This is a genomic window from Idiomarina sp. OXR-189, from assembly GCF_034373425.1.
In the GTDB taxonomy this organism is placed as follows: Bacteria; Pseudomonadota; Gammaproteobacteria; order Enterobacterales; family Alteromonadaceae; genus Idiomarina; species Idiomarina zobellii.
In genome coordinates, this window is sequence record NZ_CP139706.1 from 1,141,648 (window position 1) to 1,167,575 (window position 25,928).

The following is a 25,928-nucleotide window of genomic DNA, read 5'->3' on the forward strand; positions in this document are numbered from 1 at the left end:
ATTATTAGCGTATCGCTTTTTAAAGGAGTTTATTATGGGTTTATTAGTCGATGGCCAGTGGCACGATAAGTGGTACGACACCAAAAAACATGGTGGTCGTTTTGTTCGTAGTAAGTCACAGTTTCGCTCGACCATAGAGAAGGGCGGTGAGTTTGAGCCTGAATCAGGGCGTTATCACCTTTATGTATCTTATGCGTGCCCGTGGGCGCATCGAGCACTCATTTTTCGCAAATTAAAAGGCCTGGAGCCTCATATTGACGTATCTGTGGTTAAGCCACTGATGGTGGAAAATGGTTGGGAGTTTGGCGAAGCACCGCTGAATGAGCCTTTGTATGGACTCGACTTTATGTACGAGCTGTATTTGAAAGCGGATAGCAACTACAGTGGTCGTGTCACAGTGCCTGTGTTGTGGGACAAAAAGACGCAAACCATTGTAAATAACGAGTCTGCGGAAATTATCCGCATCTTCAATTCAAGCTTTAATGAATTGACCGGTAATACAGAGGACTTTTACCCACAAGACTTACGTAGCGAAATCGATGATGTTAACGAATGGGTGTATAACAGCATTAATAATGGCGTATATAAGAGCGGTTTCGCAACGACGCAAGATGCCTACGAAGAAGCTTTCGATGAGCTTTTCACCGCGCTTGATCGCGTTGAACGTATTCTATCTAAACAACGCTACCTGGCAGGAAACCAACTCACAGAAGCCGATTGGCGATTATTTACCACATTAGTGCGTTTTGATGCGGTCTATTTTGGGCATTTTAAAACCAATAAACAACGCATTGTTGACTATCCGGCTATGTGGAATTACCTGCTGGAGTTATATCAGTATCCGGGCGTTAAAGAGACAGTGGTCATGGACCATATTAAAACGCATTACTATGCCAGCCATAAAACCATTAACCCAACACAGGTTGTGCCCAAGGGCCCGGATATCGACTTTGAACAGCCACATAACCGGGAGGCTTTAAAATGAGTGTTATTAAGAGCAGACATCGCGGCATGGCGGCTCAGGATGGCGCCGGCGTTAAGCTGACTCGGGTCATTAACCAGCCAGGCTTGCGGCATCAGGACCCATTCCTGATGCTGGATGAATTTAGGTCAGACAACCCGGACGATTACATTGCCGGCTTTCCTCCGCATCCGCATCGTGGTTTTTGCACGCTGACCTACATGTTGGCGGGTACTATGGAGCATAAGGACTCAGTGGGGAATACGGGGGAAGTGGAAGCCGGTGGCGTACAATGGATGAGGGCGGCAAAGGGTATTATTCATGCCGAAATGCCAAAACAGGTAGAAGGCCTTATGTGGGGTTTTCAGCTGTGGGTCAACTTACCTGCCTCGGAAAAAATGACCGACCCTGAGTGGTATGACTTTCCTTCAGCGAAAATACCCGAAGTGCAAGCCGGTAACACAACACTTCGCTTAATTGCGGGAAACTACGCTCAGGAAACGGGACCGGTATCTTTACCCAGACGCGATTTTTTCATGGCCGATGTAAAGCTGCATGGCGAATTTGAGTTAAAGTCACAGCAACAGGAAAAGCGTTTAGCCTACGTCTACGAGGGAGAGCTGGAATTAAACGGTGAAGTGGTGTCTCGAGGTGAGCTGCTGCAACTCGACAGTGCCACAGATTTAGCGCTTAAAAGCGATGCAGGTGCAGGGGTTATTGTGTTGGCCGCAAAACCTATTAATGAGCCTATCGCACAGTATGGTCCATTTGTGATGAACACGTCTGAGGAACTGGATACGGCAATCAAAGATTATCAAAGCGGAACGCTGGCAGCGAATCAGAAGCTTTAGCGCAGACCTAGCTCTTCGGTTTCCTCTAACAACTGTTCGTAGCGTTGTGTGTGGCTATCGGAGAGCTGCAATCCTTCAAGTACCTTAAAGCATTGCTCGCATTCTTTTTTCAGAGAGTTTGTATTGGTGGCTTTAGGGTTTTCTTCTGTATAACGAACGGCAGCCTGAATGAAGTTCAAGGCAGCGCCACTGTTTAGCGGTGCCAGCTCCATCGACTGACGAAAGTCATTTAATGCCTGTTGGTAAATGCCTGCTTGATACGCTTCAGCACCTTGTCGATGAATTTTAAAGAATTCGTCCTGCTGTTTTTGAGCAGCCGCCATGCGGGATTTGAGGATTTTCAGCGTGTAACTGTCAAGTTTCACTTTTTCTGCTTGTTGGCCGGCAAGCATATTCGCTTTTTCGTATTCACCAACATCCAGTAAAACGGCAATAACGTCCGGTAATAGGTTCCGATCGATTTCACGGTTGTTGGCTAAGTCATCGCCGACCACTTCATTCAAGCGGTGTTGGGCTTCTCGCAGCCGCCCGTTAAATGAATCAATGCGAGACAGGAGAATAGCCTCGAGATCTTCAAAGGAAATGTCGGCGTGCAGTAAGTGCTCGTCGTAGCGCGCGCGTTGAAGCTCCATGGTGGCTTCAGTTTGATACTTACTAATTTGTTGCGGGGTATCGCTGTTTTCAGCGGCATCGAGAATACTGCGCAGGTAGTTACACAGGTGCTCTGCATTACGAAATACTGACTTACGCGCTATTTGTAACACGTTATTCATGGCTTGCTTTGCTAAGTCAAAGTCGCCGTTGTCGCGAGCAATGTGAGCCAGTCGAGTTTGTCTGTCGATTGAAAATGGCGCCATAGTAATTGCGTCGCGAGCGCTGTTTAACGCTTCTTCAAGCTGCTGCTGTTGTAAATAGCACTCGGTTTTTAAATCCTGAGCTTCTATCGCATGGGGCATGCGTTTGAGAATATGATTAATAATATTCAGTGCTTCTTCCGGCGAATTTTGCAACAGTCGGGTTTCGGCTAGCTTCAAAAATACCCAGCTGTGTGAGTTATCTTCCAACAGTTCCTTTATCGCTTTCTCTGCTTCGTGCAGCTGGCCAGTCTTATTGTAGAGCTCTATTTGCAGCTTGCGGCAGTAGTTACTGTACCGGCTGTTCGTCGCAATGTGTTTCTCACACGCCTTAATGCAGTCTTCGTAATTATGAGAGGTGAGTGCCTGAAACACATCTTTTAGCCACATTCGGCGCTTGTAGGCGCGAGTAAGGCGCGAGCGGAGCACCCGATGCGAGAATGGCTTCATTAAATAGTCATCGGGCTGAAGCTCGAGAGCACTCAGCACCATTGGGCGTGAATTGTCGCCGGTAATAATAAAAAACAGAGTATGCGGTTTCATCAGCCCGCGCACTTGCAGCTCTTCTAAAACCTGACGGCCGTTTTTACCGGAGCCGAGATTATAGTCAACCAACAGAATATCGTGAGGATTCTTCACGTAGGCGGCAATACCCGCCTCACCAGTGCTTTTTACCTGAACCTCTTTTGCGCCCAAATTGAGCAGGGAGCCTTTAAGCATTACTTGAAAGGGCTTCTGATCATCAATCAGTAGCACACGCTTATTATTGAGCTCCAGAGTTTTATCCATTCTTGCGGCCAAACACCCTTTAATTAACGACTTAGCAACAGCATACTGTTTAAATTCAATAATGTTAAGCAGCAACAGGGTGATATATGCAAGCTTTACAACTGTCTGAAGGAAAAGTGCACTGGTCTGAAATCAACTCATTGCCAAATCCCTCTGCCAATGAGGTTACCGTAAAAGTGTCGGCCGCCGGTGTGAACCGGGCAGACTTAATGCAAATAGCCGGCAAGTATCCACCGCCACCCGGTGCATCTGACATACCCGGTTTAGAAGTAGCAGGCATTGTCGCAGAGGTTGGCAGCGGTGTGGCTGGTCCGCAAAAAGGGCAACGAGTTGCTGCCTTGTTGGCGGGCGGAGGCTTTGCCGAATACGTAAATGTGCCGGCTGAACAAGTACTCCCTGTACCTGATAACTGGAATGATGAAATGGCTGCAGGGTGGTTAGAAACCTTCGCTACGGCTTATTTAAATGTATTTATGCTGGCAAACCTGCAGCCGCAGGAGTCCGTTCTTACACATGCAGGGGCCAGCGGGGTGGGGTCTTCACTTATTCAGCTATGTCGGGAAAGTGGCAATCCAATAACGGCTATTGTCGGCAGCTCTGACAAGGAGAGTTTTTGTAAAGAGCTTGGCGCCACGGACACCATTAATCGTTATCAGCAGGATATTGTTGAAACGATGAAAGGTATTGGTGGTGTTGATGTGGTGCTTAACCCGGTAGCAGGTGACTCTATAGGAAAAGATCAGCACTATTTAAACCAAGACGGTCGTATTATTCTTATCGGCCTAATGGGTGGCCGCGAGGGCACGGTCGACTTTGGACGCATGCTTATGAAGCGCCAACGCATTATTGGTTCTACGCTACGCTCTTTAGTGGCGGAGCGTAAAGGCGAAATACTCACACAAATGTGGCAGCAGTTTGGCTCTCAGTTTTCGAGCAGCGCCATACAACCCATTATTGATAAAATCTTTGAGCAGGAAGATATTCAGCAGGCATTCGATTATGTTGCTGCTAATAAAACGCAAGGGAAAGTCGTTGTGAAAATTGACGGGTAACGTCAAGAAAAGTGGTGGAGGGGGCAGGATTCGAACCTGCGAAGGCTGAGCCGTCAGATTTACAGTCTGATCCCTTTGGCCACTCGGGAACCCCTCCACTCAAGAGGCGCGTATAATAACAGTCAGAACTGAGCTGTAAAGAGAAAACTTAAACTTTCCTGACTTTGGACGATAACAAGAATATCTAAGGTTATTTTCCAGGGTCGGTATGAGCCAAGTTCAGTCGGTTCAGCAAAGAGCATCAGACATTTTTGAGCAGCACGCGAGTGAAGCCGTTAATCATGGCTTCGCGGGTGAGTTTGCTTATTGGGTGTCAGCACTGGGTGCTGATCCGGTTATTGATGATAACCAATATGACCAAACTAATTGGCAAAGAGCTATAGGCGCTGCAAGAGCTCGACCGTTAGAACCGGCAGAAAATGTTGTTTTAGCGAGCGGTGTTTATAAGTCAGTCAGCCAACTGTCTGACTTTAAGCTGCAAGATGCTACACACCCTCAACCGCTCGTGCCTGATGCAAGTCCCGACCGCTTGCCTATTGAGTTGCTTCATAATTTAGACTGGCGTGTACGTCAACGTGTCGAAAAGAAAAAATCGAAGCAAGAAGAGCCAGAGCTTAATGATTACCGTAAACGAGGTCCGGCGGGGCTTTACGATGTGTTACAAAAATTAGGTATTACGCACTAAGCATTTCATCGTTTCTCCGCTTCGGGCATAATGGCCTTGATGTTTCGCAACCAATAGTCTTGCAGCCACATGAAGCAATTACCTCCAGAAGATGAAGAGCGTATTGATGCGTTTACTGAGCATTTATGGCTGCACCATGGCTCCAGTGAAAATACCCAGGCGGCGTACCGTAGTGACTTACGTCGATTCTGTGAGTACCTGCTTCCCAAAAAAACTCCGTTACTTGAGGTTGATGAGTTAATTCTTCAAGACTACCTACTGTGGCGCCGGACTCAGGGTTTGTCTCCTCGAAGTACCTCTCGCTTTTTAAGTTCGGCCAAAAAATTTTTCCAGTTTGCAGTGAAACAGCAGTGGCTTGCTCATGACCCCACCGCCAAGCTGAAGCGTCCGAAGCTCCCGCAAAGCATTCCGCACTCATTAAGCGAAGCCGATGTTGAAAACCTGCTGCAAGCTCCGGAAACTGACACTCCAATTGGCCTGCGTGATCGCACCATGCTGGAAGTACTGTACGCAACTGGTTTGCGTGTCACGGAGCTGGTTCGTTTGCAATATGACCAAGTTAGCCGGCAACAGGGCCTGGTGCGAGTGGTTGGTAAAGGCGATAAAGAGCGACTGGTTCCGTTAGGTGAGGAGGCGTTGGAATGGCTGGAGCATTACTTAAAGCATGGGCGCCCTGTATTGACTGACAAACAAAGCCCCTGGGTGTTTGTGACTAAGCGAGGCTCATTACTGACCCGGCAGGCGTTTTGGTATCGGTTACGACATTACGCAGAAACCGCAGGTATATACGCTCATTTATCGCCACATACGTTACGACATGCGTTTGCTACTCACCTACTGAACCATGGCGCCGATTTAAGAGTCTTACAGCTACTTTTAGGTCACAGTGACTTATCGACTACGCAAATTTATACGCAGGTCGCAAGAGAGCGGTTACAGGCCCTGCATGCCCAGCACCACCCTCGCGGATAATTGCATTTTAAGCGGTAACAGGGTAGGGTTCGCTCATCAATAATAAGAGGTATTTATGCAGTATTTGACGACGTTATTGGCCGTATCGGCTATAGGTTTTTCGCTATTTTCAGCGCCCATTTCCGCTGACGAACTGAATACCAAGCACTTGAACAGAATAGGTATTGAGGTAATTTCAACCGAGCCGGGCGAAATTGACGGCTATGTTCGTGCGGTCACTAATCAGGGTATGTTTTATGTGTCAGAAGACGGCAAAAAACTGATTAGCGGTAATGTCTTTGATATTACAAATTCAGCGCCCGAGAACCTGACAGAAATGGGTATGGCAGCGGTTCGCAAAGAAATGCTGATGGACTATACGGACGATATGATTGTCTATACAGCGGACGATGAAAAGTACAAAGTCACTGTATTCACGGACACGACTTGTGGTTACTGCCAACGTCTGCATGAAAACCTCGACAGCTACTTAAGTGCCGGTATTACTATTCGGTACTTAGCATTCCCGCGTGGCGGTCTGGATAGTAAAGGCGGACAGGAGCTGCAAGCAGTTTGGTGTGCAGACGACAAAAAAGCTGCGATAAGTGCTTTTAAAGACGAAGAAAGCTATCGTGGCAACAGTTCGTGCAGCAACCCCGTCGAGCAACATTACTCGCTGGGTAAGTCGTTCGGTGTTACCGGAACGCCCGCAATTATTTTACCCGATGGTCGTTTAATTCCGGGGGCGGTTCCGGCACGTCGCCTGTTGTCTGAATTAAGAAAGTAGTTCAGCAGCTGCAATGACAGATTATACAATACGCCGCTACCCAACGGTCAGTGACGAGTTTTTGCCGCAAAATGTTCCGCCATTGTTGCGGCAAATTTATGCGCGTCGTGGTGTCAGTGATGAACGAGAACTGTCCTTAAAAGCGGCCGGTCTGACACACTTCTCAAGTTTAAAAGATATTGACGGTGCGGTCGAAATACTGGCGGATGCTCTGGAAAAGCAGCGGTCTGTGTGTATTTGCGGCGACTTCGACGCAGACGGTGCGACTAGTTCAGCGCTTATGGTGTCGGCCTTAACGGCTTTCGGTTTCTCGAATGTCGGGTATCGTGTTCCCAATAGAATGACTGACGGCTATGGGTTGTCGGTATCTATGGTAGAAGAGCTCGCCGCTAAAGACATTAAAGTGATTGTCACTGTTGATAATGGCATAGCGGCTCACGAGGCCATTGAACGAGCCAATGAACTGAATATCAAAGTGATTGTTACCGATCACCATTTACCTGCGCAGACTCTGCCTAATGCAGACGCTATTGTGAACCCAAACCAGCCCGACTGCTCGTTTCCCAGCAAAAACTTAGCCGGTGTTGGCGTTGCCTTTTACGTACTGCTGGCTTTGCGCGCCCATTTAAGAGAAAAGCAACCCACACCGAATTTAGCTGACTGGCTTGATTTAGTTGCGCTCGGCACCGTGGCAGATGTTGTGCCACTGGACTACAACAACCGAATTTTGGTTCATCAGGGGCTCGCACGAATAAAGCAAGGTCTCTGCCGTCCGGGCATTCAGGCTCTGCTGGACGTGTCTAACCGCAATGCCGCGCAGCTTAATGCCAGTGATTTGGGGTTTGCCCTGGCTCCCCGAATTAATGCGGCTGGGCGACTGGATGACATAAGCTTAGGCATTGAGTGTCTGCTCGCTGAGAAAGAGCACGCACAGAGGCTGGCGCAGCAATTGAACGAGCTGAACCTGCAACGTAGAAATATCGAGTCTGATATGCGCGAACACGCTGAGGCTGCCGTTGCAAAATTGCAGTTCGATACTGGCCAGGTTCCAGACTTAGTGACCCTGTACCAATCCGACTGGCATGCCGGGGTTATCGGTATTGTAGCAGGTCGGGTGAAAGAACAGGTGAATCGTCCGGTTATTGCGCTGGCGCATGAAGATGACGACATATTGAAAGGTTCTGCACGCTCTGTCAGTGGTTTACACATGCGAGATTTGCTTGAACGCGTTCATACCCTCGAGCCTAATATTATGGAACGCTTTGGTGGCCACGCGATGGCAGCAGGCTTAACCTTAAAGAAGGCTAATTTAGAACGGTTTTCAGAGCTGGCTCAACAAGTTGCCGAGGAGTGGCTGACGGAAGAGCAAAAGCAACGTGTCTATTGGTCTGATGGCGAACTGACCTTACCGGAGCTATCGATAAGTCACGTCGAGATGCTGCAAAACGCAGGTCCTTGGGGACAGCATTTTCCGGAGCCGATGTTTGACGGTGAGTTTGACATTGTCGACCAGCGTATTGTTGGCGAGAAACACTTAAAATGTGTGCTTAGGCACCCACAGGGCGATGTGTTAGATGCTATTGCATTTAATGTTGATACCAACGAATGGCCAAATAATAGCGCTCAGCGGGTTGAGTTGTTATACAAGCCGCAATTAAATCACTTTCGCGGTAAAACTTCTGTGCAGTTGCTGGTAGAGCAAATTCGCGCAATACGTTAAACTACGTCCCTTTAAAAATTCAAAGAATTAGGTAGTCGAATGTTTGAGACCAACGCAACCTACAACAACATAAAAGAAATGCGTGAGCGCAGCGATGCGCTTAGGGGGTATCTTTGACTATGATGCTAAAGTAGAGCGTCTGGAAGAAGTTACTCGTGAAATGGAGCAGCCCGATGTCTGGGATGATCCGCAAAAAGCGCAAGCTCTGGGGAAAGAGCGAGCCAGTCTTGAACAAGTGGTCGAAACCTTAGACAAGTTACAGCAAGGTCTGGATGACGTAGAAGGCTTAGTCGATTTAGCGGTAGAAGCTGAAGACGAAGACACCTTCAATGAAGCTCAGGATGAATTGTCTGGCCTGTTAAAGCAGTTGGAAACCTTAGAATTCCGCCGGATGTTCTCGAAAGATAATGACAGTGCTGACTGCTACCTGGATATACAGTCGGGCTCTGGCGGCACTGAGGCTCAGGATTGGGCCAATATGTTATTGCGGATGTATCTGCGCTGGGCAGAAGCTCATGACTTTAAAGCAGAAATTACCGAGCTGTCAGAAGGTGATGTTGCAGGAATAAAATCAGCGACGGTGCGCGTGGCAGGTGAGTATGCTTACGGCTGGTTACGTACCGAAACAGGCGTACACCGTCTGGTTCGTAAGTCTCCGTTTGACTCGGGAAACCGTCGTCATACATCGTTCGCTTCTGTGTTTGTTTATCCGGAAGTCGACGACGACATCGATATTGAAATTGATCCGTCAGATTTACGCGTTGATACCTATCGGGCTTCTGGCGCAGGTGGTCAGCACGTTAACCGGACCGATTCTGCGGTTCGCTTAACACACGAACCGACAGGCATTGTGGTGCAATGTCAAAGTGACCGTTCGCAACACAAGAACCGTGACTCAGCAATGAAGCAACTAAAAGCGAAGTTGTATGAGTTTGAGTTGCAGAAACAAAACGAAGAGAAACAAGCGCTGGAAGACTCTAAAGCGGACATTGGCTGGGGCAGCCAAATTCGCTCGTATGTATTAGACGACGCACGTATTAAAGACTTACGCACCGGCGTTGAAAATCGTAATACACAAGCCGTGTTAGACGGCGCTTTAGACCCATTTATTGAAGCCAGCTTAAAAAGCGGGCTGTAAGTTTAATTTAAGTATCCCGACAGAGGAAAATCGATAATGACTGATAAATCGCAAGCACCCGAAGTAGATGTAAACGAACAGATCGCGCAACGAAAGGCGAAACTGTCGGCGCTTCGCGATAAGGGTATCGCATTCCCGAACGATTTCCGTCGGGACTCGCTGGCAGCAGATTTACACGCAGACTACGACAACGTCAGCAAAGATGAGCTGGCAGAGAAAGGTATTCGTGTAAAAGTTGCCGGTCGTATGATGACCCGTCGTATTATGGGTAAAGCTAGCTTTGCCACCATTCAGGATATGAGTGGCAAAATTCAATTGTACGTTGCTCGAGACAACTTACCTGAAGGCTTTTATAACAGCGAATTTAAGAAATGGGACTTAGGCGACATTATTGGTGCGTCGGGAACTCTGTTCATTACAGGTACCGGTGAGCTAAGTGTGCAGGTTGACGATATTCGTCTGTTAACCAAAGCACTGCGTCCGCTGCCGGACAAATTCCATGGTTTGGCCGACCAGGAAACGCGTTATCGCCAACGCTATTTAGACCTGATTACTAACGACGAGTCGCGTAATACCTTTGTCGTTCGTTCTAAAGTCATTGATTACATTCGCCGCTTCTTAAGTGAACGCCAGTTCCTGGAAGTTGAAACGCCAATGATGCAGGCAATTCCCGGCGGAGCTTCGGCGCGCCCATTCAGTACGCATCACAACGCGTTAGACATGGAGCTGTTCCTGCGTATTGCACCTGAGCTTTACTTAAAACGTTTGGTTGTGGGGGGGTTCGAAAAAGTCTTCGAAATTAATCGTAACTTCCGTAATGAAGGCTTGTCGACTCGCCATAACCCAGAGTTCACTATGCTGGAGTTTTACTGGGGCTATGCGGACTATCACGACCTTATGGATTTAACCGAGCAAATGCTGCGTGGTGCGGCAGAAGCGGTACTTGGCTCTGCTCAGTTTACCAGTCAAGGCGTTGATTACGACTTTGGTAAGCCGTTTGAACGCATGACCGTGCTGGAAGCTATTTTGAAGTATATGCCGGAAGTGAAGGAAGAACAGCTGAAGCACATGGATAGTGCGGTGGAGATTGCTGAGCAGGTTGGTGTAAATGTGCAGTCTTCATGGGGTTTAGGTAAGGTTCAAATCGAAATTTTCGAAACTGTTGCCGAACACCGTTTGATTCAGCCTACTTTTATTACTGCATATCCGGCGGAAGTATCGCCGCTGGCGCGTCGTAACGATGATGACCCGTTTGTGACTGATCGCTTTGAATTTTTTGCTGGCGGTCGCGAACTGGCGAATGGGTTCTCCGAGCTTAACGACGCAGAAGATCAGGCTCAGCGTTTTCGTGAGCAGGTCGAGCAGAAGGAAGCAGGTGACGACGAAGCCATGTTCTATGACGAAGACTATGTTACCGCACTAGAGCACGGCATGCCGCCAACGGCGGGTGAGGGCATTGGTATTGACCGCTTAGTTATGTTGTTAACCGACTCTGCATCGATTCGAGACGTCTTACTGTTCCCGCATATGCGTCCAAAAGCAGATTAAGCAATAGCTTAAAAATTGCTCGAAAAGCGCATTGGCTGCTATAGTCATTTTCTATAGTCAGTTAATGCGTTTTTTTAATGGGCGGCTTGTATGTACTACTCTGAGTTTTCAACCCCGTTGGGCACTATGTACGCAGTGGCCGACAGCCAGCATATTCTTGGTCTTTACTATCAAGGGCAAAAACACTGCCCAGACATGCAACAGTACCAGTATGCGCCGGAGCAATGGTTATTAGAAGCTGCTACGCGGCAAATTCATCATTACTTTTCGCAGCCGGATTACGAGTTTGATCTTCCGCTTAACCCTAAAGTCACATCGTTTCAAAAGAGTGTCCTGGATGTACTTCAACAAATTCCTTCAGGGGAGACGCTGAGCTATCAGCAGGTGGCCTCGAAGCTTGGTAAACCAACCGCAACCAGAGCGGTAGCCAGCGCTATTGCAAAGAACCCGGTTATTATCGCCATTCCTTGTCATCGTGTTATTGGGCAGGATGGTTCATTAAGAGGTTTTGCGGCAGGGTTAGAGCGTAAGCAAGCATTACTGGATAGAGAAAAGGCGAGTCGGAAAACAGCGGCCTAAAACGAAAAAACCCGGCAAAAGCCGGGTTTTTTACAATGCAGTCAGCGACTTAGTGATCTTCGCCGTCAGTGTGCACGTGACCGTGCTCAAGCTCTTGTTCAGTCGCTTCACGAACTTCAACAACTTCTACGTCAAAGTTAAGGTTAACACCCGCTAATGGGTGGTTACCGTCTACAGTGACTTCGTCGTCTTTTACGTCAACGATAACAACAGACTGTTCGCCTTGGTCAGTGCTTGCGCGGAACTGCATACCAGGCTGTACTTCGTTTTCGCCGAATAAGTTACGTGGAACGGTCTGGATTAAACCGTCGTGACGTTCGCCGTACGCTTCTTCTGGCTTAACTTCAGCAGTGAAGCTATCGCCAGTTGCTTTGCCTTCCAGTGCATTTTCAAGACCAGGAATTAGCATTCCGCGGCCGTGAATAAAGCTAAGCGGATTGCCTTCTTTAGACTGGTCCAGGGTCTGGCCATCTTCTGTTTTCACAGTGTAATGGATAGCCACGACTTTGTTCTGTGCAATGGTTTCGCTCATAAAATTTAACCTAATTGATAAGGCAGTGAGTGTATTTCCAGTAGACTTGCGTCGTCACCCTGAACTCGAATAGCGGTGTCAGCGTCAATGTCGCTGGGTAAAACCGCTAATAAGTCCGTTTGTGTGTCGGTGCGGTTCACTGCCATAATGACCGTACCTGCACGACGCCAGTTTTCACCAATGGCTTTCTCTAGTTGCTGCCCCGGCTCCACAGCTTGCGCTACGTTACCTGACAATCGAAAGAGTGCCCGTTTCTGTTTGCCCAAATACTTCATCCGGGCAATAGTCTCCTGGCCGATATAACATCCTTTGTCGAAACTGACTCCGTCCCACGCTTGTATATTCAGCATTTGCGGTACAAACGCTTGACAGTTTTCTACCGTCAATTGTGGACGAACTCGTTCAATTTCCAGCGCATCCCAAAAGGGCTGCGGATAGTCCGTAGAAACTGCTTGCCGACTCAGCACAATAAATTGATCAGGTTGTTGACCAACGTGCAATGTCAGACTGTCAGCAGGCAAAGCGTCTTTTGCCTTATTGCCTATAAAGCCGGCGACGTGCCAGTCCGTGCTGACGTCCTCAATGTCGACTTTACTAAAAACACCGTACTTTTTCAGTTGCGTTAAAGAGCCTTCAAGGGCACTTTTATGCATAACAAATAATGCTGCATTGTCATGACGAAACAACCAAAAATTACTGAATGCCTTCCCCGTAGGGTCACAATGTGCGCCATATAACCAATCTTCTTGGTCGAGTTTGCGCACATCGCATGTCAGCTGTCCTTGTAAAAAGCTGTCAGTGTCTTCGCCAGAAACCGACAGGATACCATAGTCCGCTAGTTGAACGGAAAGGCAATCCTCATTCGAATCCATTAAAGCTTGTTTTAACTCGACCACAATGACTCCTTATTGGATAGCTTACATGCTAATATTAGGGCACTGATTGAAATTACAAGGGCAATTGCTGCGGAGATCTTATGTTCCCGAAACAGTCTGAAGAAGTTTTAAAGGACAAACGTCGTTTAATATGGGCCTGCCGCCGGGGCATGCTGGAGCTTGACGTACTTTTTGAACCTTTTGTGAAAGAGGCTTACGACGAGCTTAGCGACGAACAAAAAGCGGTATTTCGTCGCTTGGTGACCTGTGATGACCCAGACCTATTTGCTTGGTTTATGGGGCATAAAAAGTGTCCGGACGAAGAGCTTCAGGGCATGGTTGACTTTATGCTGTCACGCGTAAAGGTATAAACGCTGGAGTTCTATTTACTCAAGCGACCCCAACAGCCATTGTCCGGGTCGCCTTGCGGATATAACTGGTGGTGGCAGGAGGCAGCATGCAAACTGTTCAGTAAACCACTGGTTATTGGCAACATGCTGACATTATTACCGTTGGAGTCATTACCTGACTCAGGCGTTCAAATTAAGTCCTGGGTGTGGATCTGGTGGTTTCGTCTGCCGCCCGAGCAGCAAGCACAGCTCAGACGGCAACTTTCTCAAGTCAGTTAGTAACCCGCTAATGCGAAGGTGTTAGTACGGTTGGTTCGGCTTTTTCCATGGTATTCGGATAATCCAACGTGTAATGAAGCCCACGGCTTTCCTTGCGCTCTAAAGCGCTTCTGACAATAAGCTCGGCCACTTGCACTAAGTTACGCAATTCCAGAAGATTATTACTTACCCGGAAGTTTGCATAATAGTCATGAATTTCCCGTTGTAGTAGTTCAATTCGATGCAGGGCGCGCTCTAAACGCTTTGTGGTGCGCACGATGCCAACATAGTCCCACATAAACAAACGCAGTTCGTGCCAGTTATGCTGAATGACGACTTCTTCGTCTGAGTTACTTACCTGGCTTTCATCCCAACTTGGTAAGTGTGTTTGTGGTGCTTTCGAAGACTGCTTAGCTAAAATATCCTTCGCCGCAGCCCGGGCAAAAACCAGACATTCCAACAGCGAATTGCTGGCCATTCGGTTAGCGCCGTGTAAACCAGTACAAGCGACTTCACCAACAGCGTATAAATTGGGTACGTCTGTTTGGGCATGTAAGTCAGTGCGCACGCCACCACAGGTATAGTGTGCAGCCGGTACGACCGGAATAGGTTCGCTACTCATATCGATACCGAGCGATAAACACTTATCCATAATGGTAGGGAAGTGCTGTTCGATAAACTCTTTCGGCTTGTGAGAAATGTCCAGGAACATGCAATCGGCGCCCAAGCGCTTCATTTCATAGTCAATGGCGCGGGCAACAACATCACGGGGCGCCAATTCTGCTAGCTCATGAAAGTCTGGCATAAAACGGGAGCCGTCCGGACGTTTTAGAACAGCCCCCTCACCACGCAACGCTTCTGTCAGCAAAAAGCTTTGCGCATTTGGGTGAAATAAACACGTTGGGTGGAACTGATTAAACTCCATATTGGCAACACTGCAACCGGCGCGCCATGCCATGGCAATACCGTCACCACTAGCGATATCCGGGTTACTGGTGTATTGATACACTTTACTGGCGCCACCGGTTGCCAAAACCACGAAGTTTGCGGCAATGGTCTCTACCTGTTCTTCCATGCGGTTCCATATATAGGCACCGTAACAGCCAGGATCTGCGTCAATATGTTGCCCGGTAATTAAGTCGACGGCGTTGTAGCGCTCTAATACGGTAATATTTGGGTGCTTCAGAACTTGTTCTTGTAATGTGGTCTGTACCGCACGACCTGTCGCATCGGCGGCATGCAGAATACGCCGATGGCTATGCCCACCTTCACGGTTTAAGTGATACGTAGGGGACTGTCCGTCGCTCTCAACTTTGTCGAAGCCGACTCCTGCGTCAATCAGCCATTGTAGGCTGTCGCGCGCATTTTCTGTGGTAAACTTAACAGCTTCTGGGTCACAAAGGCCTGCGCCAGCGACTAGGGTGTCCTCAATATGGCTTTCAATGCTGTCGTTTTTATCAAACACAGCGGCAATGCCGCCTTGAGCATAAAATGTCGAGCCTTCAGTTAAGGCGCTTTTACTTAATACCGTGACTTTTAATGTGTCGGCAAGTTGCAGGGCGGTGGTTAAGCCAGCAGCTCCTGAGCCAACAACCAGCACATCGCATTGATAATTTGCTGCAGGTTCCATAAAGTACTCATTAAGAATTTTGGATGATTTTACGCATTTGCTGAAATATTTGCGAACTTTTTACAAGCGGTCTGGTCACAGTCTGTACAAACAGGACGGGCCGCCAGTTCCAGCAGTTCCTGGGTAAAGGGAGAACAGGCTCGGATGAGCGAACAGGTGAACGACCAGCAACTGGTCAAAAAAGTACAACAAGGTGACAACCGGGCTTTTGATCTGCTGGTAAAGAAGTATCAGCACAAAGTCATGAGTTTGATATCCAGGTATGTAAAGCAACCGGGAGATGTTGCAGACGTCGCACAGGAAGCATTTATTAAAGCGTATCGTGCGTTGCCTAACTTCCGCGGAGATAGCGCTTTTTATACTTGGTTGTACCGAATAGCGGTTAATACGGCGAAAAACCATTTGGTTTCTCAGGGCAGAAAACCACCCGCGTCAGATATCGACGCTGAAGAAGCTGAATATTACGAAGGTGCCGCTGCTTTAAAAGATGGTGCATCACCGGAAAGCCATATGCTGACGGACGAAATCAGAAATGTGGTGATAAAAACAATTGAGGGGCTGCCGGATGACTTAAGGCAGGCTATCACGTTAAGAGAAATTGAGGGGCTTGGCTACGAGGAAATAGCGCTCGAAATGGACTGTCCAATAGGTACTGTTCGTTCACGTATTTTTCGCGCCCGAGAAGCCATAGATAACCAACTGAGACCGTTGCTGGAACGGTAAGTCGAAGAGGGGCTTATGTCTCGAAAATTATCAAAAGTTACATCAGCTTTGTTTGACAGTCAGGATGTCGACGCAAAAGAGCTTGATGAAGTATTAAATGATGAGCAGTCAGCTCAAACCTGGCATCGCTACAGTGTGGCGCGGGCTGCTTTGAAAAATGAATTAGGCGCAAGTGTCGACCTGGATATTAGCCAGCGCGTTAGTGCTGCTATTGAAAGTGAAGGCTCTAACGTTATTAAACCTGGGTTCGGACAGTCGAAAAGCCAGAATAAAGCAGCGTCGAAATGGTTCCAGCCTTTGGCGAAGGTAGCAGTAGCAGCGAGTGTTGCTGTAGTGGCTGTTATGACGGTTCAGGTTTACCAACAGCCAGCCGGAGCGGACGGAGCCAGTGCCGAGCCCGCATTATTAACGAATCCAATTGGTGGGCGTGAGCCAGTAAGCCTGAATCATGTCGAGCCAATGTCTCAAGTGAGCGACCAGCAGCGTCGTCGCCAGGTGCAGTCGTATTTAATCGACCATCAGCAGCAGTTAATGCTGCAGCAAAAAGAAAGCGATGATAAAGAAGAGCAGGAGCTCAACAAAGGTAATTAATTCGATGATAACTCGGTTGTACCAGTCACTGATAGCCGCTGCCGCTGTGTTATTTATGTCGGCAGCAAGTGCTCAGGAAACGCAAAAGGAAATTGACGGTGAGGGCTGGTTTGACCGTATGTCAAAGGCACTGACATCCCTCAATTTTGAAGCCTCTCTAGTTCATGTTCACGGTGACCAAATAGAACCCTATCAGTGGTTCCAGGCTGCCGGTGAGACACAAAGTCAAGAACTGCTCATGCGCATGAACGGGCCTGACTTCCGTATTTTAAGAGTGGGCAGTCGTGTTGCCCATTTCCACACTTCAGCCAGTAATTACTCGTTAAGGGCTGACTCTGTTTCAGCAATATTGCCCGAAGCGTTCACCAAGCCTTTCGCGAATTTAAAAGATACGTATCAAGTTACAATTGGTGGCGGGGCGAGAGTATTGGGTCGTAACGCTCAACACCTGCGAGTTATTAGTCGCGATAATCAGCGCTACAGCTATTCGCTTTGGGTCGACAGATCGTCCGGCATGTTGCTCAAAATGATGATGCATGATCAACGCGGTGACATTGTTGAACAAATGCAGTTGACCAGTCTCTCTATTCGTGAGGACTCTCCCGGCGTTTTAAAAGAAGTGTCAGATTTGGAAATGCCACCATTACTAAGTGACCTTCGCATATTGAACAAACCGGGGTTTCCCGTAAAACCCGGCTGGCAGCCTCAGGGCTTTGAACTTATTACCAAACAAAGCCATAACCTGGTTGCTGAATCGACACTGGTTGACCATTATTTATTTTCAGATGGTTTGACGGAGTATTCGGTTTACATTGCAAGGCTTACCGATGATATGGAAACCGATGTGGCGCTGTCTTCCTCACAAACCTTATTCACAATGCGTTATAATGACTACTTAATTACTGTTGTCGGGCAGGTGCCACTCAGCATCGCCCAGCGAATAGCGCAAGAAGTGAGATAATGAAAGAATTGGCAGAAGTGGTTGCCGTTGACGGTAACCGAGTCACAGTAACCACGCAATTAAAAACCGCTTGCTCAGGCTGTGCCCAGGTTTCTACCTGCGGTGCGGGTATTCTTAGTAAAGTGTTTGCCGACAGAAACGCCCAGTTTCATGTGGTGACAGACGAGTCTGTTACCGTTGGTGACCGAGTAGAACTCGATGTGCCAGAGCAAGCCGTTACTCAATTCGCTCTCATGCTTTATGGCTTGCCAATTTTAGCCTTGTTGATTATTGCTATTGCGCTACAAAGTTCCGAGGCTGTTCATGAAGGTATTACCATTTTATTGTCTTTTGCAGGCTTTGCGCTGACGTTTTTAGGCTTGCGGGCGTGGTTTCGGCGCCGAGACATTAAAATAAACCAATTGGTACGAATAAAAACCGTATAACGTGGCTTTTTCAATTCTCGCCAAATAAACCATAAAAACCTTTGTTCTTGCGCCTAACATGAGTATGATCGGGGCTAATTTTTGAAAGTCAGAATTTAAGTTTTACAGAGGTATCATCAATGCCGGATAAGGCGTTCAAGCAAAGTAATATTCGCAACTTTTCTATTATCGCTCATATCGACCACGGGAAGTCCACGCTGTCTGACCGGCTCATACAGCATTGCGGGGGGTTAACCGACCGCGAAATGGCCGAGCAAGTCCTTGATTCCATGGATCTTGAGCGCGAGCGCGGTATTACCATTAAGGCGCAAAGCGTCACGCTTTATTATACGGCACAGGACGGTGAGACCTATCAGCTTAACTTCATCGATACCCCGGGACACGTCGACTTCTCATACGAAGTCTCGCGTTCTCTGGCAGGTTGTGAAGGTGCGCTACTGGTTGTCGACGCGGCGCAAGGCGTTGAAGCACAGACACTGGCGAACTGTTACACCGCTATTGAGATGGACCTGGAAGTGGTGCCGGTTCTGAACAAAATTGACTTGCCTCAGGCTGATCCAATGGCTGTAGCGCAGGAAATTGAAGACATTGTGGGTATTGAAGCTGTCGATGCTGTTCAATGTTCAGCAAAAACAGGAATTGGCATTGACGACGTACTAGAGCGCATTGTTCGTCAAATACCGCCACCAAAAGGTAGCGAAGAAGAGCCTTTGCAAGCCCTTATTATTGACTCATGGTTTGATAACTATCAGGGCGTTGTGTCTTTGGTTCGTGTGCGTAATGGCACATTGCGAGCGGGCGAAAAAATGACGGTGATGTCGACCGGTCAGTCGTTCCAAATCGATAAAGTGGGTTACTTTGATCCCAAACCGCATGAAACCGGCATATTGCACACTGGCGAAGTGGGCTATGTTATTGCGGGAATTAAAGATATTTTGGGTGCGCCAGTGGGCGATACGCTAACAAATACCCGAGCTCCGGCCAAAGAGCCCGTCCCCGGTTTCCAAAAAGTGAAACCACAGGTTTATGCGGGTATGTTCCCAATTAGTTCAGACGATTACGAAGCTTTTCGTGACGCTCTGGGTAAATTGGCATTGAATGACGCTTCGTTATTCTATGAGCCTGAAAACTCAGCAGCACTGGGTTTTGGTTTCCGTTGTGGTTTCCTTGGCATGCTGCACATGGAAATCATTCAGGAGCGACTCGAACGCGAGTACAACATTGACCTTATTACTACCGCACCAACAGTAGTCTATGAAGTTGAAAAAACAGACGGCGAAATCGTCAAAGTCGACAATCCGGTAAATCTACCGCCAGTCAACGATATTGAAACAATTTACGAGCCTATCGTGGAAGCCAGCATCCTGGTTCCACAGGAGTTTTTAGGTAATGTCATCACGCTCTGCGTTGATAAACGTGGTGTGCAGACAGGCATGACCTACCATGGCAAGCAAGTCTCCGTAACTTATGAAATCCCGATGGCTGAAGTGGTGATGGACTTCTTTGACCGCCTGAAATCGTGCAGTCGTGGTTATGCGTCGCTCGACTATCAGTTCAAAAAGTTTGAACCTGCGGACATGGTTAGGGTCGATATACTGATTAATGGTGACCGAGTGGATGCGTTGGCAATGATCACGCACCGCGATCATGCGGAAGGGCGTGGTCGCATGTTGGTGGATAAAATGAGAGAACTGATTCCACGACAAATGTTTGATATTGCTATTCAGGCCACTATCGGAAACCACGTTATTGCGCGTTCTACGGTAAAACAGCTACGTAAAAACGTAACCGCTAAGTGTTACGGTGGCGACATAAGCCGTAAGAAGAAACTCTTACAAAAACAAAAAGAAGGTAAAAAACGCATGAAGAACCTGGGTAACGTTGAAGTACCTCAGGAAGCTTTCCTTGCGGTTTTAAAAGTAGGCAAATAGGAAATGGCCAATTATTTTTCATTAATTTTAACGGTAGTTACTATCGTATCGGGGCTGCTTTGGCTATACGATGCGAAGTTTTTAAAACCTAAACGTCAGGCAATAGTTGCTGAGGTTGAAAAAAAGACCACCAGCCCGCTGACAGAAGAGCAAGTAGAACAGTTAGCACCGCAACCCAAGCTAATGGAGCTGGGGCAGTCGATATTCCCGGTTATCGCTTTGGTGTTGATCGTTAGAACAATATTGTATGAGCCATTTCAAATTCCGTCGGGCTCAATGATGCCAACGCTGCTACGCGGTGACTTTATACTGGTGCAGAAATTTGACTACGGTATTAAAGAGCCGTTATTTCAAAACACCATTATTGAAACAACCGAGCCCAAACGTGGTGATATCGCAGTTTTCAAATATCCAGTAGAACCAAATATTGATTACATCAAACGTATTGTCGGTTTGCCTGGTGATCGTATTGTTTATCGCAATAAAACCTTATACATTCAGCCTGCTTGTGAAGAAGGGCGCAGAGATTGCCCGGAGATGGAAGTCATTAAAACGCAACTGAAAGACGATGGTGCTTACTTTTCTGGCTCTTCGCCGCTTAAAACCTATGAAGAAACCTTGGGCGATGTAAAGCATGACATTTTAGTTGACCCTAGAGTTGCGTCGCGCCGTGATTTTTTCTACGACCAGCCCGGTACCCAAAGAGACGAGTGGGTCGTACCTGAAGGCCAATATTTTGCCATGGGTGATAATCGCGATAACTCACGAGACAGTCGCTACTGGGGCTTCGTCGATGAAGAACTGTTGGTCGGCAAAGCTGTATTCATTTGGATGAGCTTTGAAATGGACCGTGGACAAGACAGTTGGTTACCGTCGTGGGTACCAACAGGGATTCGATTTGAAAGGCTGGGGAGTATCGAGTGAGTTTACCCAAACCACCGTTAACTGAACTAGAAAAAATTGTCGGACATCATTTTCAAAAACAAGATGTGCTGCGGCAAGCTCTCACGCACCGTAGTGCCTCATCGACCCATAACGAACGCCTGGAATTTCTGGGCGATTCTATTTTAGGGCTGGTAATTGCTGAAGCTTTATTCAAGCAGTTTCCAAAAGTCGCTGAGGGCGATTTAAGCCGCATGCGGGCCGCTATTGTTTGCGGCCGTTCGTTGGCGAAGCTGGGAAAAAAAATGGGGCTGGGTGACTTCCTGTCGTTAGGTCAGGGCGAGCTAAAAAGTGGCGGCTACCGTCGGGAATCGATATTGGCGGATGCAGTAGAAGCCATTATCGGTGCCATTTACCTCGACAGTGACATGGACACAGTTAGAGAAGTCATTTTGAAGTGGTTTGAACCACAGCTCGATGACATTAAGCCGGGTGCCAGCCAGAAAGACCCGAAAACACGCCTGCAGGAATGGTTACAGGCAAGACAGCAACCGCTGCCAGAATACGATGTGATTGCTACACAAGGGCAGGCGCATAATCAACAATTTACAGTTCACTGTGTTATTGAAGGGCAACAAGAGCCATTCATAGGCAGTGGCACAAGCCGTCGCAAAGCAGAACAAGCTGCAGCGACCTCGGCATTAGAACATTTGCAGGAGCGTAAATGACGCTTGATATAGAACTCGACGACAACAAACACAGCGGCTTCGTCGCTATTGTTGGACGCCCAAACGTGGGTAAGTCGACGCTGATTAACCGTATACTCGGTCAGAAAATCAGCATTACCTCGAATAAACCACAAACAACACGCCACCGCATTCTGGGCGTAGACACCGACGGTGACTGCCAGGCGGTTTATGTTGACACGCCGGGTATGCATATTGAAGAGCCGCGGGCAATTAATCGAGTAATGAATCAGACGGCATCTTCCGCGTTAAAAGACGTCGATTTGGTCCTGTTTGTTGTCGATAGTTTGAAATGGCTGGAAGACGACAAAATGGTGCTTGAGAAAGTGCAGCGCAGCAAGGTACCGGTGGTCTTACTGGTCAATAAAGTCGATCAGGTTAAAAACAAAGAGAAGTTACTGCCGCATTTGCAGTGGTTGAGTACACAGCACGACTTTGCAGAAATATTGCCGATATCAGCCACCCATGGTGACAACCTCGACGAGCTGCGCAAAATTGTGCGTGGTCACTTACAGCCTGGTTTTCATTACTTTCCGGAAGACTATGTCACTGATCGTTCAGTGCGCTTTATGACCGCTGAAATTATACGTGAAAAGTTGATGCGCTTTACCGGTGATGAGCTGCCGTATGAAACCACAGTGGAAATTGAGCAGTTCGGTCACTCAGAAAAAGGTACGACGCATATACACGCACTTATTTTGGTTGAGCGCGAAGCACAGAAGCGAATGATCATCGGAAAGGGTGGTGAACGCTTGAAAACGATAGGCACAGAAGCTCGTCGCGACTTAGAGCGTTTGCTCGACAACAAAGTACTCCTTAAACTATGGGTGAAAGTGAAGTCGGGTTGGTCTAATGACGAACGAGCCTTAAAAAGTTTAGGGTACCGCGAGGACTAAATCGTGATTCAGCGAGCCTTAGTGTTGCATCGCTGGGATTTTCAGGAAACCAGTCTGCTGCTGGATGTGTTCACAGAGCAAAACGGGCGCGTCCGGCTTATTGCTAAAGGCGCTAAACGGTCCAAAAGCCCGTGGCGTGGATTAGCTCAGCCTTTTGTACCAGTGAAAATAGAGTACAAAGGGCGCAGCGACTTAAAAACGCTGACACTACTTGAACAAGACACCCAATCAGCCCAAATAAGACTTACCGGCAACGCACTTTATAGCGGCTTCTACCTCAATGAACTGTTGCAACGCCTGCTGCCGGCAGAAGCTGAAGCACAGGAGCTGTTCCAGCATTACTGGTCGGCGATAGCTGCGTTGTCCGAAGCGAAACATGTAGAACCAGCACTCAGACGCTTCGAGTGGCAGCTACTTGAACATTTGGGGGCAGCCTTTGACTGGTATCATGATGCTGACACTGGACAGCCGCTAAAAGATCTTGAGTACTGTTACTTTGTGCCTGATCATGGGTTAGTGTCGACGCCCCGGCATAAAGACGACAAAGCTTACCCAGTCAATGATATTGAACGAATAGCAGACTGGGATATAAGTGATGAACACCGCTTAAAACAGTTAAAGTGGATAATGCGCGAGGCGCTTCACGTGTATTTGGGTGATAAACCGCTGCGCAGCCGTGAACTGTTTCAGCAAAGAAGGAAGTAACCATGAGAGAATTACGCTTAGGGGTAAACATTGACCACGTCGCAACACTTCGAAATGCGCGTGGCGTGCGTTACCCAGACCCGGTAGCTGCGGCCAGCATTGCTGAACGTGCAGGAGCTGACGGTATCACCATTCATTTGCGTGAAGACCGCCGGCACATTACCGATCGCGACGTGGCAATGCTGAAGCAAACTCTGAACGTGCCAATGAATTTAGAAATGGCCGTGACCGATGAAATGATCGACATTGCAGTAAAAACACAGCCAACGTTCAGTTGCCTGGTACCGGAAAAGCGTGAAGAGCTGACCACTGAAGGCGGTCTAGATGTTGCCGGACAAGTCGAAAATATTGCCAATGCGACCAAACGTTTAACGGATGCAGGCATCCAGGTGTCGCTATTTATTGATGCTGATCGCAAGCAAATTGATGCAGCAAAAGAAGCCGGAGCGCCTATAATTGAATTGCATACAGGCCAATACGCTGAAGCTGACACTGAAGAAGAACAGAAAAAAGAATTGGCCCGCTTAATGGAAGCGGCAGAATATGCGCACTCTATTGGTTTGCAGGTTAATGCGGGTCATGGCCTTCACTACCACAACACCTTGGACGTCGCGCAAATTCCGCAAATGGTCGAACTGAATATTGGTCACTCTATTATTGCCCGGGCAGTTTTAGATGGTTTGGATAAAGCTGTCCGCGATATGCGGGAAATACTCGATAAGGCAAGATAATGGCAATAGTAGGACTGGGTACGGACATTATTGAAGTGTCCCGTATCGAGAAGTCGTTAGCGCGTGGCGACAGCTTAACTAAGCGTGTGCTGACTCCCAAAGAGCAGGAAGAAATGAGCGCATCGGTTGACGAGGCTGCGTATTTGGCGAAGCGATTTGCCGCTAAAGAAGCTTGTGCTAAAGCCTTTGGACGCGGTATTTCTGCGGGACTATCTTTTCAGCATATGCAGGTTGTCCATGACGACTACGGAAAACCCAGCTGGCACTTTACCGATACCGCTGCCGAGTGGATTAAAGAAATGGGGGTTGTTGCCAGCCATTTATCCATCAGTGACGAAAAGCATTACGCCGTGGCAACGGTTATTTTAGAGTCTGAATAAAATAGGTTAAACACAACCCAAATGGCGCAATTTTTTAAGCCGCAAAAGCGTGGCAAAGCCGTTAGTAAAACTCTCAAAGCTCAAGTCTCTGGGCTTGATCATCAGGCGCGAGCGGTTGTTCGTGGCTCTGATAAACAAGCGGGTCGAAAGCCTCAAACACGTTTCATTATTGGCGCATTACCCGGTGAGGTCATTCAGTACAAAACCACCGGCAAACACAGTGGTACGCTTGAACGCATTCTGGAGCCAAGCGCAGACCGTCGCGATGCTCCCTGCAAATATTATGAGCAATGCGGTGGTTGCGACTTTCAGCATGTCGATGAAAGCTACCAGCTGCGCCACAAACAACAAGTGGTAGAAGAGCTGTTTCAGAAGTTCGGTGTGTTTGACGCTGCGACTGAAAGCTTGCCCTGGCAGGCACCATTAGTCAGTGAGCCGACTCGATATCGTCGGCGTGTCCGCCTGGCCACCCGCTGGCTCGGTAAAGAACAAAAATTACTTATTGGTTTTCGGGAAGCGCAAAGCCATCAGATTGTGCCGGTTGAAGACTGCTTAGTGGCTGAAGAAAGCTTATTGCAAGCGGTGAATAGGCTGTATCCAGTGCTAAACACCTCAAGTATTGCGACTAAGCTGGGGCATTTAGAAGCCATTCACACTAATAGGCCAGTTATTTTACTGCGTATAACGGACAGCTTGCCAAAGGACGCTATACAGTCACTTGAGAAGTGGCAGGCAGAGCAGAATATCGATATTTGGCTGCAAAGCGACAATGAATTAACGCCTCTGAACAACGCAAGTTTACCTTTTGATACTTCCATAGACGGTGACAAGCTTTACTTTCAGCCCGGAGACTTTTTGCAGGTTAACGGCGGTATTAATGAACGTATGGTTCAGCAGGCTATAGACTGGCTTGCGCCAGAAAAAACGCAACGCGTGTACGACTTTTTCGCAGGTATTGGTAACTTCAGCATCCCGTTAGCGCGTCGAGCCAAGTCGGCACTGGCAGTGGAAGGTGTATATCGCATGGCGGAACAAACGCGCAATAACGCTGAAACCAATAGTCTTACTAACTTGAGTTCCTTAGCGGCTGAACTAAATGATATTACCGCGTCTGAATTAGGTGAACCGGCTGACTTATGGTGTTTAGACCCGGCTCGGCCCGGAGCAGAAGGGGTGATGACGTTACTTAAAAAGCTCAAACCCGAGCAACGACCTAAGCGAATTGTGTACGTTTCCTGCGCGCCGGACACACTCGCGCGAGACGTTGCTGCTATTGTTGGTCTAAAAAGCAATAAAAAGACCTCCGACTACCGTATTAGTAAGCTCTGCACAGTTGACATGTTCCCGCAAACGCATCACATTGAAACCATGGTTTGTCTGGAGCGAGCGTCGTAAGT

At 48.0% G+C, this 25,928-nt stretch carries 28 protein-coding genes and 1 tRNA gene; 24 read left to right on the forward strand and 5 right to left on the reverse strand.

Annotated elements, in window-relative coordinates:
- Window positions 1-34 precede the first annotated feature (34 nt).
- Window positions 35-985: a glutathione S-transferase family protein gene (locus tag UM402_RS05580; RefSeq protein WP_058579319.1), complete on the forward strand. Its 951-nt coding sequence runs from the start codon at window positions 35-37 to the stop codon at window positions 983-985.
- Window positions 982-1,812, forward strand: coding sequence for a pirin family protein (locus tag UM402_RS05585; protein ID WP_058579318.1), 831 nt, complete (start codon window positions 982-984; stop codon window positions 1,810-1,812). Before UM402_RS05580 ends, UM402_RS05585 begins: the two co-directional genes overlap by 4 nt.
- Here the strand turns inward: UM402_RS05585 and UM402_RS05590 are convergent.
- Window positions 1,809-3,455, reverse strand: a complete 1,647-nt coding sequence (locus UM402_RS05590) for a response regulator (protein WP_322295460.1) — start codon at window positions 3,453-3,455, stop codon at window positions 1,809-1,811. The two genes, UM402_RS05585 and UM402_RS05590, sit on opposite strands and share 4 nt — an antisense overlap.
- Before the next feature lie 86 nt (window positions 3,456-3,541).
- On the opposite strand from UM402_RS05590, the gene UM402_RS05595 reads away from it, so the two are divergent.
- Window positions 3,542-4,507, forward strand: coding sequence for an NAD(P)H-quinone oxidoreductase (locus UM402_RS05595; protein ID WP_058579317.1), 966 nt, complete (start codon window positions 3,542-3,544; stop codon window positions 4,505-4,507).
- Between the two features lie 12 nt (window positions 4,508-4,519).
- Here UM402_RS05595 and UM402_RS05600 read toward each other — a convergent pair.
- Window positions 4,520-4,604, reverse strand: a tRNA-Tyr gene (locus UM402_RS05600).
- A 111-nt stretch (window positions 4,605-4,715) separates the two neighbouring features.
- On the opposite strand from UM402_RS05600, the gene UM402_RS05605 reads away from it, so the two are divergent.
- The 7 genes from UM402_RS05605 (at window position 4,716) to UM402_RS05635 (ending at window position 11,915) form a co-directional block, all read left to right on the forward strand.
- Window positions 4,716-5,192, forward strand: coding sequence for a VC2046/SO_2500 family protein (locus tag UM402_RS05605; protein ID WP_053952676.1), 477 nt, complete (start codon window positions 4,716-4,718; stop codon window positions 5,190-5,192).
- Between the two features lie 69 nt (window positions 5,193-5,261).
- On the forward strand, window positions 5,262-6,164 hold the full coding sequence (gene xerD / locus UM402_RS05610; RefSeq protein WP_058579316.1) for a site-specific tyrosine recombinase XerD: 903 nt from the start codon (window positions 5,262-5,264) through the stop codon (window positions 6,162-6,164).
- Window positions 6,165-6,219: 55 nt separating this feature from the next.
- The gene (locus tag UM402_RS05615) at window positions 6,220-6,930 is read left to right on the forward strand and encodes a thioredoxin fold domain-containing protein (RefSeq protein ID WP_058579315.1); all 711 of its coding nucleotides are present in this window, start codon (window positions 6,220-6,222) and stop codon (window positions 6,928-6,930) included.
- Window positions 6,931-6,943: 13 nt separating this feature from the next.
- Window positions 6,944-8,650 carry a single-stranded-DNA-specific exonuclease RecJ gene (recJ, locus tag UM402_RS05620; RefSeq protein ID WP_058579314.1) on the forward strand — a complete coding sequence of 569 codons (1,707 nt, stop codon included), beginning with the start codon at window positions 6,944-6,946 and terminating at the stop codon, window positions 8,648-8,650.
- A gap of 39 nt (window positions 8,651-8,689) precedes the next feature.
- Window positions 8,690-9,788, forward strand: a protein-coding gene (prfB, locus tag UM402_RS05625) for a peptide chain release factor 2 (RefSeq protein WP_290609215.1) whose coding sequence is annotated in 2 segments (ribosomal slippage) — window positions 8,690-8,764 and window positions 8,766-9,788 — 1,098 coding nt in all. Because the reading frame shifts where the segments join, the coding sequence is not laid out codon by codon here.
- Between the two features lie 36 nt (window positions 9,789-9,824).
- Window positions 9,825-11,336 carry a lysine--tRNA ligase gene (gene lysS, locus UM402_RS05630; RefSeq protein WP_058579313.1) on the forward strand — a complete coding sequence of 504 codons (1,512 nt, stop codon included), beginning with the start codon at window positions 9,825-9,827 and terminating at the stop codon, window positions 11,334-11,336.
- A gap of 90 nt (window positions 11,337-11,426) precedes the next feature.
- Window positions 11,427-11,915 carry a methylated-DNA--[protein]-cysteine S-methyltransferase gene (locus tag UM402_RS05635; protein ID WP_058579312.1) on the forward strand — a complete coding sequence of 163 codons (489 nt, stop codon included), beginning with the start codon at window positions 11,427-11,429 and terminating at the stop codon, window positions 11,913-11,915.
- Between the two features lie 49 nt (window positions 11,916-11,964).
- Here the strand turns inward: UM402_RS05635 and UM402_RS05640 are convergent, their stop codons facing one another.
- A complete protein-coding gene (locus UM402_RS05640; protein WP_053952670.1) occupies window positions 11,965-12,447 on the reverse strand; it encodes an FKBP-type peptidyl-prolyl cis-trans isomerase in 483 nt (160 codons plus the stop codon).
- Window positions 12,448-12,452: 5 nt separating this feature from the next.
- Window positions 12,453-13,343 carry a YgfZ/GcvT domain-containing protein gene (locus UM402_RS05645; protein ID WP_058579311.1) on the reverse strand — a complete coding sequence of 297 codons (891 nt, stop codon included), beginning with the start codon at window positions 13,341-13,343 and terminating at the stop codon, window positions 12,453-12,455.
- An 80-nt stretch (window positions 13,344-13,423) separates the two neighbouring features.
- Here UM402_RS05645 and UM402_RS05650 point away from each other — a divergent pair, with 80 nt between their 5' ends.
- Complete coding sequence (locus tag UM402_RS05650) at window positions 13,424-13,693, forward strand: succinate dehydrogenase assembly factor 2 (protein WP_058579310.1); 270 nt, start codon at window positions 13,424-13,426, stop codon at window positions 13,691-13,693.
- A 123-nt stretch (window positions 13,694-13,816) separates the two neighbouring features.
- Window positions 13,817-13,951, forward strand: coding sequence for a hypothetical protein (locus UM402_RS05655; RefSeq protein WP_322295461.1), 135 nt, complete (start codon window positions 13,817-13,819; stop codon window positions 13,949-13,951).
- A 7-nt stretch (window positions 13,952-13,958) separates the two neighbouring features.
- On the opposite strand, the gene nadB is transcribed toward UM402_RS05655, so the two are convergent.
- Window positions 13,959-15,560 (reverse strand): L-aspartate oxidase, encoded by a 1,602-nt coding sequence (gene nadB, locus UM402_RS05660; protein WP_058579309.1) that lies wholly within the window; start codon window positions 15,558-15,560, stop codon window positions 13,959-13,961.
- A gap of 144 nt (window positions 15,561-15,704) precedes the next feature.
- Between nadB and rpoE the strand changes: the two genes are divergently transcribed.
- From rpoE to rlmD, 12 genes are all read left to right on the forward strand, one after another.
- Entirely contained in the window at window positions 15,705-16,283 is a 579-nt protein-coding gene (rpoE, locus tag UM402_RS05665; RefSeq protein WP_058579308.1) for an RNA polymerase sigma factor RpoE, read from the forward strand.
- A gap of 15 nt (window positions 16,284-16,298) precedes the next feature.
- On the forward strand, window positions 16,299-16,874 hold the full coding sequence (locus tag UM402_RS05670; RefSeq protein ID WP_058579307.1) for a sigma-E factor negative regulatory protein: 576 nt from the start codon (window positions 16,299-16,301) through the stop codon (window positions 16,872-16,874).
- Between the two features lie 4 nt (window positions 16,875-16,878).
- Window positions 16,879-17,835, forward strand: a complete 957-nt coding sequence (locus tag UM402_RS05675; protein ID WP_058579306.1) for a MucB/RseB C-terminal domain-containing protein — start codon at window positions 16,879-16,881, stop codon at window positions 17,833-17,835.
- Complete coding sequence (locus UM402_RS05680; RefSeq protein WP_053952662.1) at window positions 17,835-18,260, forward strand: SoxR reducing system RseC family protein; 426 nt, start codon at window positions 17,835-17,837, stop codon at window positions 18,258-18,260. The genes UM402_RS05675 and UM402_RS05680 overlap by 1 nt, the downstream gene beginning before the upstream one ends.
- A 119-nt stretch (window positions 18,261-18,379) precedes the next feature.
- Entirely contained in the window at window positions 18,380-20,191 is a 1,812-nt protein-coding gene (gene lepA / locus UM402_RS05685) for a translation elongation factor 4 (protein ID WP_053952661.1), read from the forward strand.
- A 3-nt stretch (window positions 20,192-20,194) separates the two neighbouring features.
- The gene (lepB, locus tag UM402_RS05690; protein WP_058579305.1) at window positions 20,195-21,115 is read left to right on the forward strand and encodes a signal peptidase I; all 921 of its coding nucleotides are present in this window, start codon (window positions 20,195-20,197) and stop codon (window positions 21,113-21,115) included.
- Complete coding sequence (gene rnc, locus UM402_RS05695; RefSeq protein ID WP_058579304.1) at window positions 21,112-21,801, forward strand: ribonuclease III; 690 nt, start codon at window positions 21,112-21,114, stop codon at window positions 21,799-21,801. The genes lepB and rnc overlap by 4 nt, the downstream gene beginning before the upstream one ends.
- Complete coding sequence (gene era / locus UM402_RS05700; protein WP_053952658.1) at window positions 21,798-22,715, forward strand: GTPase Era; 918 nt, start codon at window positions 21,798-21,800, stop codon at window positions 22,713-22,715. Before rnc ends, era begins: the two co-directional genes overlap by 4 nt.
- 3 nt (window positions 22,716-22,718) lie before the next feature.
- The gene (gene recO / locus UM402_RS05705; RefSeq protein WP_053952657.1) at window positions 22,719-23,420 is read left to right on the forward strand and encodes a DNA repair protein RecO; all 702 of its coding nucleotides are present in this window, start codon (window positions 22,719-22,721) and stop codon (window positions 23,418-23,420) included.
- Between the two features lie 2 nt (window positions 23,421-23,422).
- Window positions 23,423-24,151 carry a pyridoxine 5'-phosphate synthase gene (gene pdxJ, locus UM402_RS05710; RefSeq protein ID WP_058579303.1) on the forward strand — a complete coding sequence of 243 codons (729 nt, stop codon included), beginning with the start codon at window positions 23,423-23,425 and terminating at the stop codon, window positions 24,149-24,151.
- The gene (acpS, locus tag UM402_RS05715; protein WP_058579302.1) at window positions 24,151-24,531 is read left to right on the forward strand and encodes a holo-ACP synthase; all 381 of its coding nucleotides are present in this window, start codon (window positions 24,151-24,153) and stop codon (window positions 24,529-24,531) included. Before pdxJ ends, acpS begins: the two co-directional genes overlap by 1 nt.
- A gap of 21 nt (window positions 24,532-24,552) precedes the next feature.
- Window positions 24,553-25,926 (forward strand): 23S rRNA (uracil(1939)-C(5))-methyltransferase RlmD, encoded by a 1,374-nt coding sequence (gene rlmD, locus UM402_RS05720; RefSeq protein ID WP_058579301.1) that lies wholly within the window; start codon window positions 24,553-24,555, stop codon window positions 25,924-25,926.
- The last annotated feature ends 2 nt before the right edge of the window (window positions 25,927-25,928 follow it).